11 protein-coding genes are annotated in these 16,964 nt (G+C 53.6%); 8 read left to right on the forward strand and 3 right to left on the reverse strand.

The window, feature by feature from the left end; genetic code table 11:
* The coding region (locus ACP5D4_RS09325; RefSeq protein ID WP_428011352.1) for a CAP domain-containing protein at positions 1-890 on the reverse strand (890 nt) is incomplete at its 3' end.
* Positions 891-1,809: 919 nt separating this feature from the next.
* Here ACP5D4_RS09325 and ACP5D4_RS09330 point away from each other — a divergent pair.
* The 8 genes from ACP5D4_RS09330 (at position 1,810) to ACP5D4_RS09365 (ending at position 13,880) form a co-directional block, all read left to right on the forward strand.
* Positions 1,810-2,742 carry a metal ABC transporter solute-binding protein, Zn/Mn family gene (locus tag ACP5D4_RS09330; protein WP_428011353.1) on the forward strand — a complete coding sequence of 311 codons (933 nt, stop codon included), beginning with the start codon at positions 1,810-1,812 and terminating at the stop codon, positions 2,740-2,742.
* Between the two features lie 142 nt (positions 2,743-2,884).
* Positions 2,885-3,661, forward strand: coding sequence for a metal ABC transporter ATP-binding protein (locus ACP5D4_RS09335; protein WP_428011354.1), 777 nt, complete (start codon positions 2,885-2,887; stop codon positions 3,659-3,661).
* 980 nt (positions 3,662-4,641) lie between these two features.
* Entirely contained in the window at positions 4,642-9,285 is a 4,644-nt protein-coding gene (locus tag ACP5D4_RS09340; protein WP_428011355.1) for a PAS domain S-box protein, read from the forward strand.
* Entirely contained in the window at positions 9,282-9,758 is a 477-nt protein-coding gene (locus ACP5D4_RS09345; protein WP_428011356.1) for a response regulator, read from the forward strand. The genes ACP5D4_RS09340 and ACP5D4_RS09345 overlap by 4 nt, the downstream gene beginning before the upstream one ends.
* A 377-nt stretch (positions 9,759-10,135) precedes the next feature.
* Positions 10,136-10,750 carry a sensor histidine kinase gene (locus ACP5D4_RS09350; protein ID WP_428011357.1) on the forward strand — a complete coding sequence of 205 codons (615 nt, stop codon included), beginning with the start codon at positions 10,136-10,138 and terminating at the stop codon, positions 10,748-10,750.
* A 97-nt stretch (positions 10,751-10,847) separates the two neighbouring features.
* Positions 10,848-11,813, forward strand: coding sequence for a 3'(2'),5'-bisphosphate nucleotidase (locus ACP5D4_RS09355; protein WP_428011358.1), 966 nt, complete (start codon positions 10,848-10,850; stop codon positions 11,811-11,813).
* Positions 11,814-11,999: 186 nt separating this feature from the next.
* Positions 12,000-13,466, forward strand: coding sequence for a hypothetical protein (locus ACP5D4_RS09360; protein ID WP_428011359.1), 1,467 nt, complete (start codon positions 12,000-12,002; stop codon positions 13,464-13,466).
* A gap of 120 nt (positions 13,467-13,586) precedes the next feature.
* Entirely contained in the window at positions 13,587-13,880 is a 294-nt protein-coding gene (locus ACP5D4_RS09365) for a hypothetical protein (RefSeq protein ID WP_428011360.1), read from the forward strand.
* Positions 13,881-13,958: 78 nt separating this feature from the next.
* On the opposite strand, the gene ACP5D4_RS09370 is transcribed toward ACP5D4_RS09365, so the two are convergent.
* A complete protein-coding gene (locus ACP5D4_RS09370) occupies positions 13,959-15,962 on the reverse strand; it encodes a TolC family protein (RefSeq protein ID WP_428011361.1) in 2,004 nt (667 codons plus the stop codon).
* 211 nt (positions 15,963-16,173) lie between these two features.
* The coding region (locus tag ACP5D4_RS09375; RefSeq protein WP_428011362.1) for a YbjN domain-containing protein at positions 16,174-16,964 on the reverse strand (791 nt) is incomplete at its 5' end.

Genomic DNA, 16,964 nt, shown 5'->3' on the forward strand with positions numbered 1-16,964 from the left:
GCTGTCGCCGAGGCGGAGAGACTTAGGTTGTCTGTGGCCAAGTCGAGTTTTACGTTTTCGTCTTTGACGGAAATGGATTCGGAGACGGTATCGTTTTCTCCGTCGCCGTCGAAATCGCCCTCAAAGGTGACTTTGTAGCTTCCGGTGGGGAGTTGCAGTTGGTAGCCGCCAGAACTCCAACTTTGGGTCTGGTAAGTTTCGCCGGTTTCGCGGTTTTCTACTTCTACGGTGACGGCTTCGACTCCTTCGCCGGGGGTATAAAAGTTGTCGTTGCGACGGCGATCGTCGTAGATAACGCCCAGCAACCAGGGATCGGACTGCGACCAAGCTGCCTTGCGATCGATACCGAAGTGTTGAGTTATCAGGAGGGAACCGACTTCGGTATCGGGGTCGTTTTCTTCAATGATGGAAATTCCCAGTTCTCGATAGTCGCCGTTGAGAATTGTAATTCGGTGTCCCGGTGGGTTTTGGATTCCCGTATCGGTATTGCCCCAGTCGATGGCGAATCCGGCGTGGCCGGCAAAGACGGATTCGGGATACGCGAAAATATTTTCGGCAACTTTTGCCGCTTGGTATCCAGTTTTTTCGATACGATCGAGCAAACGCGGTTCGTTGGGTAAATTATGGGATTGGCGATCGTAATACACCATTAATTCGTTATGGGTTTGGGCTGAATCGTGCAGTTGTTCCGACCAGGCGACGGGGGCAACGGCTTCTAACTGTTGCCATTGGTCTTCTAAAACGGTTCGAGCGACATCGAAATAGCTTAAGGCTTCTCGTACTTCCGAACTCGAACTATTGAGGAGTAAATTGAGTTCTGAGGCTGGGTCTTGTCGCATCCGATTGACAAGTTCCAGCATATATTGCTCGTTAGCACTGGGGTTAGACATGAATTCGCTCCGCTGTAAAATCCCTTAAGTTCAATGATTTTTTTGGTAGCAACACCCATTGACTTAAGTCTTTAAGAGCGCTTTTGTTGTTGTTTTTTAGAGGCTTTTTGGTTGAGGACATCTCAATTCTGTAAAGGGTCAGAAGCCGGGATTATTCAAGGGGTCGAACACTCAAAAATTGAGGTTATCTAGATACCCGGCTTCTCGCTGGTGTATATTTTTACGGATTTGAGATATTCCCCTTTTTTTTGTGTCGCAGTCTAGGTTTTATGTAAAAACTTTGAATGGCGAGGTTTTTAGAGGTTCTGTACCTCTAAAAAAGTGAGTTTTGTTTTTTTGAAGTCGAACTCTATCTGTTGCTCTTCTACTTTTAAGATAGTGGGTAAATTGAATGTTTGTCTTGAGTTAAAACACTGAACTTTACAAAAACTTTAAGAAGCCTTGTGAATGAAATTTCGGGAATTGCCTAAGTACCCAAAAATCCGGAAAACAACTAATTTTAAAAATTGCGTAAAAGCACTGAATATTCAGCGATCGCCCTCGAAAAATCGCCTTTTTTCGGCGTTCGCCGTTTCTCATCCGGATATGACGAGAGCGATCGCCCCCCTATATAAAGAGTCACTTCACAATCCAATAGCGATGAACCCCAACCAGTGCGATCCCCCTACCCTCGCCGCGATCGCCCGCCAAATTGGGAAAAACATGAAGACAGTCTTCACAATTGGCGGCTCGCACCGCCAACTCACGAACCCAGCCCCTTTGAACCGCCGGAACGCCCTCGGCCAAAACGACCGTTTTTCCCCACTGGTCAAGACTTCTCTTCTGTGTTATTTATAATGATTATCGTTATCAAAAAAAGAGCCATCGAACCCAGCGCGATCGCCACCTGCGCCGTCGCCACCGAACAGGAGAAAAAGACATGAGGGTATCCCTTCCCCGAGCCGTTGTTGTCCTAGGACTCAGTGCGATCGTCGGATGCAGCAACGCACCCACACCCACCGACCCCCCCGACACCCAACCCGACGACAGCCTCGACATTACCGTGAGTATCGTTCCCCAGGAATACTTCCTCGAAAAACTGGCTGGCGATCGCGCTAACATCAACGTCATGGTGCAACCGGGGGAGTCTCCCGCCACCTACGAACCCAAACCCGAACAACTTCGCACCCTCGACGACGCCGAAGCCTACATTAGTATCGGCGTCCCCTACGAGCGAGCCTGGTTGGAACGCATCCAAAGCGCCAATCCAGAAATGCTCCTCGTCGATGCGACGCGAGGGATCGAAAAAATGGAGATGGCGTCGCACCATCACCACGACGACGCCCACGACGACGCCCACGACGACGCCCACGACGACGAAACCCTCGATCCTCACGTTTGGCTTTCGCCCAACCTCGTGAAAATCCAAGCAAGAAACATCCACGACGCCCTCGTGCAACTCGATCCCGCCCATCGCGACGAATACGAGGCCAACCTCGCCAACTTCCTCCAAGAACTCGAAGCCCTCGACGCGCAGATTCGCGACAATCTCGCCGGACTCGAAAATCGCAAATTCATCGTCTTTCATCCGTCCTGGGGCTACTTCGCCCGAGACTACAACCTCGAACAAGTTCCCATCGAAGTCGGCGGACAAGAACCGAGTGCGGCGGAACTGGCCGAACTCGTCAGCGAAGCCCAAGCCGAAAATATTAAAATTGTCTTCGCTCAACCGGAATTCAACACGCAATCGGCCGAACTCATCGCCCGAGAAATCGGCGGCGACGTTTTACTCATTAGCCCCCTCGCCCGAGATTGGTCGGATAACCTACTGGAGGTATCTCAAACCTTCGCCGACGTGCTAGGAGGGGATTAGAGCTGTCACAACCGCAGCCTCGTTGTGGGGTTGGGCGATCGCTCCACTCAAGCGATCGACGACAGAGCGATCGCCCCACTCACGCGGAAATTCCGCAATACGCCAATCCCAGCCCTTATCAACTATCAACGATCGATTAAAAATGTCTGACTCTTCCCCTGCAATTGTGGTACGTCATGTTTGGGCGGGATACGATCGCGATCCCGTTCTCGAAGATATTAATTTAGTGGTGGAGGCGGGAGATTTCATCGGCATTATCGGTCCCAACGGTGGCGGCAAAACCACGTTTTTAAAAGTGTTGTTGGGGTTAATCCGCCCGAGACAAGGGACTGTGGAAATTTTCGGCCGTCCCGTGGAACGGGGACGGCGGTTTATCGGGTACGTTCCCCAAGGAAGCGAGTTCGATCGCGAGTTTCCCGTGCGCGTGCGAGACGTGGTGCGCATGGGACGCCTGGGACGGCGGCCATTGCTGAGACGCTACAACGCCAAAGACGACGAAATCGTCGATCGCGCCTTAAAACAGGTCGAAATGTTGGAATTTGTCCGCACGCCCATCGGGCAACTGTCGGGAGGGCAACGACAGCGGGTTTACATCGCCCGCGCCCTCGCCAGCGAACCTCGGGTGTTGCTGCTTGACGAACCCACCGCCAGCGTCGATCCGAAAATGCAGAGGAATATTTACGAACTGCTGCGAGAACTCAACGAAACGATTCCTATTGTCTTGGTTTCTCACGATCTCGGGGCGGTTTCGACTTACGTTAAAACCATCGGTTGCCTCAACCGTCGTCTGTTTTATCACGGCGAAAAACAAATTTCCGCTGAAATGCTCGAAAAAACTTACCAATGTCCCGTCGATCTCATCGCCCACGGCGTGCCTCACCGCGTTTTCCCCGAACACCACTGTCATCATGAGGGTTAAACGGCAACGACTGGCGTTGGGTACGGTCGGTTAAGACATGCCGTTTCTCGGTTAAAATCAGGAGTTATGGGATTTTGGATGGAGAAATCCGGTTGGTCGTGGCGACTTTCGCGCTGAAATCACGGAATCTCGTCAAAAACCGGGGCGCTGCGTCAGTCCTAACAATCCAGAAAAACCTTGACAAAACTAACTTTCTTCGATCGCCTTAAAAGTTAAGTATTTTTAGAGTTAAGTATTTTTTAGGTGTTTTTACAGGAAAGCTGGCGATCTCCACAACATTATTTCAAAATTTCAAACTATTAGTTTTGCCGGAAAATGACGAAAAACAGCCATTGGAAGCCGTGGGAACGTCGTTAAAGTCGGCAAGTTAAGTCATAAAATTAATTATACAAAGTAATAAATAAAGTAATATTTATAGTAAAATTTCACAAATAGAGATAACTTTTGGGTGGTTGCATCTCAAAATTGTAAAAAGATACTTCCACGAAAAACCGGGGATCTGGCAGATCCCTAGTTTTGAGTGTCTAATCCCTTGAAGAAAGTTTCTGACCTTTTAGCCCCGTAGCGGTCGCTCGGGGGCGATCGCCCTCGAGTTGAAGGTCGATCCCCATTGCCAAGCGGCTAAACTGGAAACATTAGTCCGATTAGTCTGTTAATTAAACCTCTGAATCTTCTCGCCCAAAAGTCGATCCCTTGTCCTGGGATGGGAGTACATCTCTAACCTGGCAGAAATACCTGCGTTGCCAAAACATACAGGTCGATCGCCCCAGGATTTTATGGGGAAGAGTTCGATCTTCCCGTCTTCAGTCACTGAAAAATACCGGAATTCTGGCAACGATCTGGGAATTATTTAGCAATTTCCCAGCCAGTTTCCCTTTTGAGAGGCTCCAGGCCATCGCGATCGCACCCTTTTCCTGTTGTAGCGAAACCGTTCCGCTCGACCCGAACGGGCCCGTAACGTGCGACCCACGAAAACAACCGTGACTCAATCTCCAACCGTTTTACTCATCGAGAATTCTGTCGATAGCCGGACTCTCGCTCGCCAACAGCTCCAATCGAACCTCCCGCCGTCCTGTACCCTTCTCGAATTTACCGACGTAGCGGAAGCGTTAGCCTGGTGTTGCGAGAAACTCGAGCGTCAGACGACTCCCCCTCTCGAAGCCGAAGCGATCGCGTCCCTCGAACTCGCCGAACGGGTGCGGGATCTCGAAACCCGCAACCGCCAACTCGAAACCCAACTGCACCAATACCAACAGCGATCGCAAACCCTCATCGACAACTTCCCCGACGGCGTCGTTTTACTGTTCGATCGTCAACTACGCTATCAAACCGTCGGCGGTTGGAACTGCCAAGCCCGAGGCTTTCACAAACAGGATCTAGAAGGGAAAACCATCTGGGAAGTCTTACCCCCCGAAACCTGTACGGAGATCGAACCCTTGTATCGCCAAGCCTTGGAGGGAAAACGGACTTGTCGAGACGTGGGCTTCGGCTCCCGACAATACAACATCTGCGTCGTTCCCGTCGGAGGCGAGGGCGAACCCGTCGAAGCCGGACTGGCGATCGTGCGAGACTTAACCGAACACCGCGCCGCCGAACAGGCCCTACACGACAGCCAAGCCTTTCTGCGCCTCGTCCTCGATACCATTCCCCAAGCCATCTTTTGGAAAGATCGCGACGGTTACTTTCTCGGCTGCAACCGAAAACTGGCCGAAGTCGCCGGATGTCAAGACCCCGAAGACCTCGTGGGTCTAACAGATTTTAACTGTCCCTGGTCTGGCGAAGCACCCCTCTATCGCGCCGACGATCTCGAAATCTTGGCCTCGAGACGTCCCAAATTGAACATCGAAGAACCGATTACCGTTCTCCAACAGCAGGGACAGCAAGTCGAACCTCAAAGGCGCTGGATACGCACCCACAAAGTCCCCCTGTTCGACAGTGAAGGGAACGCCATCGGCGTCTTGGGGACTTGGGAAGACATCACCGATCGCAAACAGACCGAACTGGCGCTACAAAACCTCAACCGTACCCTAGAAAGTCAGATCGAACAGCGCAGCGCCCAACTCAAAGCAGAAATCGATCGGCGATCGCTGGCGATCGAAGTTCTCGACGCCAGCCTCAACGAAATTTACATCGTCGATGCCGAAACCCTGCGCTTTCACTACGTCAATCGCGGCGCGTTACAAAACTTGGGCTATACCGCCGAACAAATGGCGCAAATGACCGGCCTCGACATCAAACCCCATCTCAGCCTCGAACAGTTTCACGAATTAGTAAAACCTCTCAGAGATGGAAGTTCCCCTCGACTGACCTTTGAAACCTACCACCACCGGGCCGACGGTAGCACCTACCCCGTCGAAGTTCACTTGCAACGCCAAGACCGACCCTTGAACGGCATCGCGTCCGCCGAGACGGGGGATGAGGACGCCTCCACCCCGACCTCTCTCTTCTTAGCCGTCGCCCTCGATATCAGCGATCGCAAAGCTGCCGAAAACGCCCTACGAACCAGTCAGCGGCGGTATGCCATGGCCACCCGCGCCGCTCGCGTGGGAATTTGGGAGTGGAACCTCCAAACCAACGAGTTTTATCTCGATCCCAACGTCAAAGCCATTTTGGGCTACTCAGACGACGAAATTCCCAACGATATCGAGCAGTGGGTGCAGTACGTCTATCCCGAAGACCGCGACGCCGTGATGGAAGCTGCCACCGCCTATCTGGAGGGACGAACCTCCGAGTACGTCTTCGAGCATCGGATGCTTCACAAAGACGGCTCCTTACGGTGGATTCTCGTGCGGGGACGCCTGTGGCGAGACGAGACGGGAGCGCCCCTGAAGATGATGGGGACCGACACCGACATCACCGAACGCAAACAGACCGAACTGGCATTGCAAGCCAGCGAAGCCCGCTTTCAACGCATCGCCGCCAACGCGCCGGGGGCGATTTACCAGTTCGCCCAATGGCGCGACGGCCGCCAAGCATTTCTCTACATGAGCGATCGCCTGCGAGACCTGCTCGAAATCGACCCCGAAGCCGTCTGTCGCGACCTGCATACCCTGTTCGATCTGATTCATCCGGACGATCGCGAGTCCTTAGACTCATCGATCGAGGCTTCAGTACGGGATCTCGCCGCTTGGCATTGGGAAGGCCGCTTTATCGCCCCCTCCGGACGCCAGGTGTGGATTCAAGGAATGTCCGAACCCGAACGACAACCGGACGGATCGGTGGTGTGGGACGGAATGCTCTTCGATATGACCGCTCGCAAACAGGCCGAAGCCGACCTGCAAGAGAGCGAAGCCAAATTCCGACAACTGGCCGAAACCATTGACGACGTATTTTCGATCGTCTCCCCTGGATTCGAGAAGCTGTTGTATGTCAGTCCCGCCTACGAGCGGCTCTGGGGAACGGGATATCCCCAAACTCAGGAGGCTTGGCAAGCCTCGATTCATCCGAGCGATCGCGATCGCGTCCTGGCGGCCTTTCAGTCTTTTGACGGCGGAACCCTCGACGAAGAATATCGCATCGTGCGATCGGACGGACAACTCCGTTGGATTCGCGATCGCGCCTTTCCCGTCCGAGATGACACCGGCCAGCTCGAGCGTATTGTCAGCGTGGCCGAGGACATTACCCAGCGCAAGCACGTAGAACTGGATTTAATTCAAAACCGCCAGTTGCGAGAGGCCATTTTCAACGAATCCGCCGACGCCCTGTTTCTCGTCGATCCCGATTCCCTGCTGACTGTCGATTGTAACCGCCGCGCCGTGGAACTGTTCGAGGCGCAGTCCAAATGCGAACTGCTCGGTATTGAAGGCCATCGCTTGCAGCGACAGCCTTCGACCCCAGAAGAACTTCGAGATTTTGCCCGCCAGATGGCGGAGAAAGGGTTTTGGAGTCGCGAAATCGAATATGTGACCTGTCGCGGCCGGCTCTTTTGGGGCAACTTGGCCGCCACGCCGATCGAAGTGGCAGGAACTCGGTTTAACCTAGTGCGCGTCACCGACATCAGCGATCGCAAAATTGCCGAAGAACGGCTGCGCAAGAGCGAAGCTCGCCTGCTTACGGCTCAACGCATCGCCCATTTAGGCAGTTGGGAATACAATCTCCAAACCCATACCATTCGCTGGTCGGAAGAAATTTTCCGTATTTTCAAGCGCGATCCCCAGCAGGGCGCTCCGACTTACGACGAGTTACACCGTTACATCCACCCCGACGATCGCCAACACCATCACGCCCTCCTCACACGGGCGATCGCCGGTCAAAGCCCCTTTGAAGTCGAGTATCGCTTCTATCGGGAAACGGGAGAATTGGGCTATCTGTGCGGTCGCGGCGAACCCATGTTCGACGCCAGCGGTCGCTTTTGGGGATTTTTGGGAACTGTCCTCGACATCACCGAACGCAAACGCTTTGAGGAAACTCTCAAACGCACCAACGCGGAACTGGCTCGAGCCACTCAACTCAAAGACGAGTTTTTGGCGAATATGAGTCACGAATTGCGAACCCCCCTCAACGCGATTTTGGGCATTTCTGAAGGGTTGTTAGAGCAGGTTTACGGCAGCTTAGACGACCGGGAAATCAAAGCTATTCGGACCATCGAACGCAGCGGCCGCCATTTGTTGGAGTTGATTAACGACATCCTCGACTTGTCGAAAATCGAAGCCGGACATCTCGAACTTCATCCATCGCCGACGTCGTTGTTACCCTTGTGCGAATCCAGTATCAGTTTCGTGCGACAGATGGCCGCCAAGAAAAGCATTCAACTCCATCTCGAGGTTCTCGAAGAGTCGGTGATGCTGGATATTGACGAACGGCGGATGCGTCAGGTGTTGGTGAATTTACTCAGTAATGCCGTCAAGTTTACGCCCGAAGGCGGCTGCGTCCGCTTGACGGTGACGCGGGTTCTTCGAGATCCGACTGAGAACAACAAGCCTTACCTGGCCTTTGCCGTCCGCGATACGGGTATCGGCATCGCCCCGGAAGACCGCGATCGCCTGTTCGAGCCGTTCGTGCAAATCGATAGCCGTCTGTGTCGCCACTATAGCGGTACGGGATTGGGGTTGTCCTTGGTGAAGCGGTTGACGGAACTGCACGGCGGCCGCGTGGAGGTTGAAAGTTGCGTCGGTCGCGGCAGTTGCTTTACCGTATGGATTCCCGCTCCAATTTCCGACGGCCGACAGGCTATCGAAACAGAGGATTTAGGAGCGGTTCGAGGGCGATCGCATCAACGGTCCGAAGCCGAGATGCCTTTGGTGTTGTTAGCTGAAGACCACAAAGCCAGCGCCGAAATGCTGGCCAGTTTCCTCTACGCCAACGGCTACCGTACCCTGACCGCTCATAACGGTTTGGACGCCTTTCGGCAAGCCAAACAACATCGTCCGGACGTGATTCTTATGGACGTTCAGATGCCTTTGGTGGACGGCTTAGAGGCCATCGCCCGCATTCGAGGCGAAGCGGACGTTGCCGAGGTGCCGATCGTCGCTCTGACCGCCCTGGCCATGGCCGGCGATCGCGATCGCTGTCTCGAAGCCGGTGCCGACGATTATGTGGCGAAACCCGTTCGGTTAAAACTCTTACTAGAAACCCTCGAACGCCTCCTTTCTCGAACTGCCAAGTCCCAATCCGCATCCCCATGAACGATACTCCAAGACTCCTAGTTGTAGACGACGAACCCGATAACTTTGAAGTTGTCGAAATTTTGTTGTTTCGCGAAGGCTACGACCTGGTGTTTGCTCGAGATGGCGAAGCGGCGTTACGGGAAATGGAGCGCCAGCTTCCTGATACTATTCTCCTCGATGCCATGATGCCGGAGTGGAACGGTTTTGAGGTCTGTCGTTACATTCGATCGCGCCCGGAGTGGCAGCACGTGCCGATTTTGATGGTGACGGCTCTCGACTCGAAACGCGATCTGGCTCGGGGCATCGATGCCGGTGCCAACGATTTTATCAGTAAGCCGATGAACGCCGTGGAACTGCGGGCTAGGGTGCGATCGCTACTGCGCGTCAAACAGCAGTACGACCAGTTAAGAACTCTGTTGAAAACCCGCGAAGACTTATCGAACGCTTTGGTTCACGATTTCCGAAATCCCCTCAGCAGCATCATGATTTGACGTTCTCCCCCGCCTGAAGGCAGGGGGATTCCTGGTTCGTCGATCCACCTTTAAATCTCCGCCAAGCCAACTCGCTGACTCGAACCCACCATCCTTCAACTCTCCGACTGGATTGTTTTGAGACAATGGCTGAAGATTCCAGAGGGCTAATCTCCCCAGGCTTTTTTGACGTTTCCGTGCGCCCCACGGTACGTTAGAAAGCATTTGAGCAAATGCTTGACTTTTCTGTCCTTGCGACTCTTTTGAGTGCTTGCGTTTTTAAAGAGGTCTCTCGCACCTCTGACGAATTCACCCTGCACCGGACTGAACTCAGTTTAGCATTTTAAATGCCGCCCTGGAAGGGCGGGGCTTGAAACCCTGATTCTCGGTCAGCGGGGATGTTAGCCACGACCCCCCTCGAAGACAAACAGCGAAAATACGTCAAATACATCAGCAGTTCCGGAATGCGCTTACAGTCGATGGTGGACAGTTTGCTGATGATGGCGAAAGTCTATGCGGGGAAGTTACAGCTTCATCGCCAACCCGTGGATTTTATCGATTTGGCTCGCACGGTGTTAGATGAATTCGATACGATCGCCGAGCGCAAACACATTAAACTCGTCAGCGACTTTCCTGAAGAGGAACGTACCCTCGACCTCGATAAAACCATCTGTCACCGAGTTCTCGATAATTTGTTAGCCAACGCCATCAAATTTTCTCCCCAAGGCGCTCTCGTGGAAATGGCGATCGAGTATCTCCCCAACGGCGACGTTTGCCTTTGCATCACCGACAGCGGTCCGGGGGTCAAACCGGAAATCCAGCAACAAATTTTCGAGACCTTTGAAATCGGTCAAGTTATGGAAGGCATCTCTCAAACCGGCTTGGGCTTAGCCTTTTGTAAAACTGCCGTCGAAGCCCACGGCGGCAAAATTTCCGTCGAAAACCGCACTCCACGCGGCGCGGTCTTTACTTTGATTTTGCCCGGAAGTGGGGATGAGGGGATGAGGGGATGAGGGGATGAGGGGATGATGGGAAATCTCCCCATCTCCCCCTCTCCAGAAGCTCCCCATATTGGGCTAAGCTCGATACGATCTCGATCGATAGGTGGTTATGTCTTACGAACGCGAAAAGGACGTTGCCGTGCAAGCGGCGATCGCGGCCTCGAAACTCTGTCAGCGGGTGCGCCAGGATATCCCGGCCGCGATGGAAAAAAAGGATAAAAGTCCCGTGACCGTCGCCGATTACGGCTCTCAAGCTTTGGTCTGTAAGGCGTTGGCCGAAGCCTTTCCCGAGGATGCGATCGTGGGAGAAGAAGATGCTACCGCTCTGCGCCAACCTGAAATGGCCGATGCCTTGACAAAAGTTGCGGCTTATGTTAAAGAAATCGAATCTGAGGCGACGGAAGGGGAGGTGGTGAAGTGGATCGATCGCGGCAACGGTAAAGTGGCGTCGCGTTTTTGGACGCTCGATCCCATCGACGGTACGAAAGGCTTTCTCAGACAAGACCAGTATGCTGTGGCGCTGGCGTTGATCGACGAGGGAGAAGTGAAACTGGGGGTGTTAGCCTGTCCCGCCCTCTCCATCGACACGGAGAATTCTGGGGTGTTGTTCGTCGCCGTGCGCGGGGAAGGGGCGCAGATGATGCCCCTTTCGGGTGGCGCAGCGAAGGCGATCGCTGTCTGCGACGCTGGCGATCGCGCCAACTTGCGGTTTGTCGAAAGTGTCGAGTCCAGCCACGGCAACCCGGAACAGCAAAACGCCGTCGCGCAAGCGGTGGGTATCGTCACCCCTTCTCTGCGGATGGACTCTCAAGCCAAGTACGGAGCGGTGGCTTCGGGACAAGCGGCGTTGTACCTGCGGCTTCCGTCGCCGAAAAGCCCCGATTACCGAGAAAATATTTGGGATCACGCCGCCGGAGCGATCGTCGTCGAAGAAGCGGGGGGACGCGTCAGCGATATGAACGGAAAATCTTTGGATTTCAGCCGTAATGTTAAGCTGAAAGAGAATCGCGGAGTTGTGGTCAGTAACGGTACGATTCACGATACTGTTCTCGAAGCTCTGAAAAACATCGTCTAGTCGCTTCGATTTTCTCAAACCTTCGACCGTCGGAATTGCTCAGTTCGACTTGAGTTCCGACGGTGTTGGCGAGTGTGAAGGCACAAGGCATCGTTTAACGCCCCTTTTAAGGCACTGTTCGCGGTCGCGGTGCGTCGTACTTTCGAGGCGATCGCAGCTCATCCGAGATCTTTTATTTTTTCCACAATGAACGAGGCCAGTCAAATCATCTACCCCACGTTTACGCTGTTCCTCTACGACTTACAGGAGGAACTGGGTCAAGATGCGGAAAAAATTCGCCAAAACCGCCATTGCTTTTGGCGCAAAATTGAAGCTGACCTCGATCGCGACTATGAAGACCTCGACGAGAGCGGCCGCCAGCGACTAGACGAACTGGCCGCTTTGGAGAAACCCGAAGCCTCCTCGGTGGAACTGTTTCCCGAGGCGCCCCAAGGTAAGCGATCGCTCGGTGACGATCTCGACGGCTATCTCTACGCTTTGCAACTCGGCGATACCTACGCCTTGCAAGTTAATTATTCGGGAAAAGCTCAGGCCCAAGGTCAACCGGATTTCGCCGCCAAATCCCTCGATCGTCTGCCCCAAATGCAACGGGGCCTGTTGGCGCTGCTCGATCGCGATCGCAGCCGCGACGACGGCAGCCCGACTTTATCTCCGGAAAAACAGGGCAACATCGGTCAAACTTGGCTGCTGTGGGCGAAACTTCCCGGCAACCATCCGGAATCGTCCCAAGTCGCCCGCGCCTGTCGCCAGCAACTCATCCCCGAGGGGCAGTGGGAAAAACCCCAATCGGTACAAGGACGCTTTGCGGGAGCGACTCTTTACGAAATTTGGCAAGCTCCCCTCGATTGGGAACATCCGGGAAGCGAAAACCAACACTTGCTGCTGTTGCTGTTTCCGCCGCGACAAACTCTCGATGGCGTGCGGGACACGATGGCGACGCTGTATCCCCATTTGCTGCGGTTGTGCTGCTACCGTAACAAAATCCTTTGGGCCTATTCCCGCAGTCGGTCTCTCAAACGCCAGTTGAAAGCCGATTACATCGAAATCGAAACCATTGCCAACGCCCTGAGAGGACAACTGCGCGATCGCGACAGCGCCGATCGCTTTTCTCCCCTGATTCTCGATCGCTTGCGGGAAAAACTCGTCGAAACCCTGGAACTGTCCGCTCGCTACGCCCGACACCTCAACGACCTCGACCACCAAGCTCGCACCATTCGAGCCAATTTAGCCAGCTACACTCAACAAGTTAAAAAAATTGCCGAACTCGATCCCGACAGCCAACTCGACGTTCTCTCGGAATTCGCCGACGGGCCGGCTGAAATTTACCGCCTGCAAATCGAAACCGATCGCGCTCGTTTTGCAGTCGGTTCCGAATTGTTACAAAACGTTATAAATACCCTCAACGGAGCGATCGACCTGCAACAGGCCACCCCAATCGACGAAAATTCTAAATTCTCCAAACCAGATTTAACGCCGGTCTTAATGGCCGTCGGTACGGGAATTGCCACCACACAAGCCACGAGTCTCGCCTGGACGAGCCGTCCAGCCAACGCCGACAAATCTCAAATTTCTCCATTTTTCGGTCTCTTGCTGAGTCTGCTTGCGGGCATTGTCGGCGGCGCGATCGCCTGGAAACTCTGCCGATCCCGATAAGGCAAACCTACAGCATAGCCAGTAATTTCCTCGCTCGAAATGAGGTGGAACACTGACAGATTGGTTCCTCAAACGTTACAATCAATTTCTGTAACTTCTATCTTTTTAACCGTTTCTGGAATGGCAGACACGATCGCATCTTCTAACGACTTAACCAACCATCTGGCGACGAACGAGTTGCCCCGTGACGGCCGCGTCAACCAACTCCGCAACCTCGTTGAAAGCCTGCATATCGCCGACGAAATCGCCGAAAAAGGCTATCTCGTCAGCAGCTCCGAACTGGCTGCCCTCATCGACATTAACTCCAGTGCCGTCACCAGTCGCGGCGACCACTGGGTTTGGCGAAATTGGGTCGTTTCCCGCGTGCGACGGGAAGGAAATCAAATCTTGTGGCAACTCGAACGGGTTGATTAAACCGCTCGCCTAGCACTTTGCCATCAAAACTCGAGACCCGAAAACAGAGGTTGAAAGCTCAAACGAAACGTTTCGCGCTCACTCGGCCTCAGTGTCCGAAACGCCGAAAGACGCGTCTTCTGAGTCGATCTCGAGTTCGAGATTCCAACGCTCGAGCGTTACCCCTAACAACTGCTCGAGCGTCGTCTGTGCGTCGAGGTAGATAATCGCCGCGTTGAGTTCGCGATTTTCTGCTTCGACTAAATCATCTTCTAAGTTGACGAGATCGAGGAGTCGAAGGTTCCCGACCCCGAGTTGAATTTTTTCCCGCTCGTTTTCTAACTGCTGCTGCGCCAGTTCCCGCGCCCGTCGCGCCAGTTCCACTTGACGGAATTTAGCTTCGAGATCTCGTACTGCATTCTGTACGTCGATTCGCAAATTGTCTTCAAAGTTCGCGATCTGGTTTTGCAAGGTCTCAAGTCGCGTTTCCTGTCGCGCTACGGCTAAATCTAAGCGATCGTTGCCGAAAAAGGAGCGCTGCAAAATCAAAGCCGCCGTCCATTCGCCGTTGGTGTCGCGAAAGCCTTCTAACCCTTGACGATATCGCGCGTCGAAATTTAACTGCCACCGCCGCTCGTCTTCCGCTAACAACAGGTTCAGACGAGTTTGCTCGAATTGCAAACGCAACTGTAAATAGTCGGGGTTGTTTTGCAAGGCGACGTTGAGGAGACGATCGACTTGCCAGCGATCGCCATCGAACTCCGGAATCGACGGCGACTGAACCGCGATCGGAACCGCTTCGCGATCAATATCCAACACTCGTAACAAATTTAACTGAGCCTGACCCAAGGCATTTTTCGCCTCCACCACGCTCACTTCACGATTGGCCACTTGTGTTTGAGAGGTGACTAATTCCACAGGCGCCAAACGTCCCCCCTCAATCAGTGCTTGTGTCACCTCCACCTGTCTTTGAGCTTTCTCGAGGGCCAGTTCCTGAATTTTCAGACGTTCCTGGGCTTGCAACAAACGACGATACGCCTCGATCGCTTGCGTTATCGTATTGATGAGCGTGGCTTTCAACGCCAAATACGCCGATCGATCTTCGAGACGGGCGATTTCAACTGAAGCGCGGTTGACGGTGGTTCCCGCCCCCTGTAACAGCGGTTGGACGAACCGAACTTCTACATTCTGATCGACGCGATCGACCGGAAAAAAATCGCTTCCCCTGGCGTCGAATCCCGGCTGGCTCGCCGAACCAATGCTGGCTTCAAAAGACGCCCCCGTCGGAAGCAGAACCTCGACTTGGGCGTTTAACTGTAACGTATCTTGATTCGTCGACCTCTCTTCAAACCAATCGCGATCGACCGTTACCCTGACTTCTGGCGTAAAGTTGGGAACGAATTTGTCTTCGGCTGAAGCCAGTTCCTGAAACGACAGCAATCGTTCGAGATAGGCGTTTTCTATGTCTCGGTTGTTCTGCAACGCCAACACCACCACGTCCGACAGTTCGAGTTCGAGCCGTTCCCCCGGAAATTCCGGTAACGACCAATTATCGATCGACTCTGGCGTTGGGGCGATCGCATCTGAAGGGGAGGTTTCTGAAGGGGAACTGTCTGGGGAACTGTCTGAAGGCGAGGTGTCTACCGTCGACTCGTCTGTATTTTCGGCGATCGCCCTAGGTTTCGGCGTCGGCGTCGAGACGCCGCCAGCCCGGAAATCGGGATTCGAGGACTTCGAGCGATCGCGCCTTGACGACAGCGATGGCGGTTCTTCAGACAAAGCCATTTCTCTGGGAGGAGGTTCCGTTGGAACCCTCAGTTCCGCAGAAGAGGTTTCCGAAGAAGAGGTTTCAGAGTGAAATTGAGGAATCGCAATGCGAAACGCTTTCGCATTGAAGGCGATCGCATCTCCAGAAGAGCCGGTCTCAGCTTGTCCGGTCTCAGCCAGAGAAGTCGGAGTCGCCTCCGCTGACGGTTCGCGCCTCTCGTCATCTGGCGAAAACCGCAATCCCAACAACAGCGTACTGGAGGCACCCAACAGCATCGAACCAAGAGCAATCCAACGCACAGTGGCTAAATCGAAAGAGGGAGGACGCTGTGACACGATACAGACAACCTAGAAAACGTTTCCATTGAGAGCATCTCTACCGCCTCAGTCGTCAGCCACCCACGCTGTCCGAAAAACTCGTCCAGATATCGAGTTGCTCAGAGTGCAGGTTGCGATCGAACGGGAGATGCACCCTTTCGCTTCGATATTAGCCCGAGAAAAAAGACTCCGGAGAAAAAAGACCTTCGCTCTCGAATGGGGAAACTCTCTATTCCGAGGAACTTTCCACCCAATCGATCGCCTCCGTCGGCGTCATCTCCCCCTTCGCCACCGCCGCAATACCCCGAAGGTATTTATCCATCGTCAGAAGGTTGGGATATACCAGATTTTTCACAAGAGCCGAACTCAGCACGTCGTTTTCCACATCCAGACTGGTTTTATAGCGAATTTCCCCGTCCTGGAAATCCATCTCGAAATTTCCGATAACAAGTCCATAATTGGCGCGAGTGAGGAATTCAGACATTTCCTGACGCTGGGTTTCGGGGACTTCGACGGGACAAATGGAGTAAAACACGAGTTGCTGTTGGGGTTCTCGGGCCTTGGCGAAACAGCTCCAGCGGCCGTTTTCCCCTTCAAACCCCAGTTGCAACACCGATCGACCTTCTAAGCGTTGAAACGACCAATCGTCCTCGAGGAAAAAGCCGATAGTGGTTTCGAGGAGGGAACGTTGCGGCTCTTTAGCCGCGTGGCGATCGCTTCGGTTCTCGCTGTGATTGTCCTTAAGGGTTTCATCGACTTCCCCGACAAATTCCGACGCCGCATCGAGGATTTCCCGCGAAAAGGACTCAGAGACTTGACCGAGACTCGCTTCAGTGAAATCGGAAATAAACGCCAGAATTCCCTGACTGAGTTGTTCGGTATCGGGAGTGTCCGAAGCGAGAGTGTCCGGGTTGAGATAGGACCACAGCGTTCGATAACTCACCTCTCCCGAGGCTTGAACTTGACTGACAGACAAACACAACCAACTTTCGGTATCGAGTAAAGCGGCGTCGGGTTGGG

It is taken from the genome of Baaleninema sp., assembly GCF_049974805.1.
In the GTDB taxonomy this organism is placed as follows: Bacteria; Cyanobacteriota; Cyanobacteriia; order Cyanobacteriales; family Geitlerinemataceae; genus Baaleninema.

Coding starts and splice junctions, on each gene's coding strand:
- ACP5D4_RS09330 (WP_428011353.1), top strand. CDS start 1,810: ATGAGGGTATCCCTTCCCCGAGCCGTTGTTGTCCTAGGACTCAGTGCG.
- ACP5D4_RS09335 (WP_428011354.1), top strand. CDS start 2,885: ATGTCTGACTCTTCCCCTGCAATTGTGGTACGTCATGTTTGGGCGGGA.
- ACP5D4_RS09345 (WP_428011356.1), top strand. CDS start 9,282: ATGAACGATACTCCAAGACTCCTAGTTGTAGACGACGAACCCGATAAC.
- ACP5D4_RS09350 (WP_428011357.1), top strand. CDS start 10,136: ATGTTAGCCACGACCCCCCTCGAAGACAAACAGCGAAAATACGTCAAA.
- ACP5D4_RS09355 (WP_428011358.1), top strand. CDS start 10,848: ATGTCTTACGAACGCGAAAAGGACGTTGCCGTGCAAGCGGCGATCGCG.
- ACP5D4_RS09360 (WP_428011359.1), top strand. CDS start 12,000: ATGAACGAGGCCAGTCAAATCATCTACCCCACGTTTACGCTGTTCCTC.
- ACP5D4_RS09365 (WP_428011360.1), top strand. CDS start 13,587: ATGGCAGACACGATCGCATCTTCTAACGACTTAACCAACCATCTGGCG.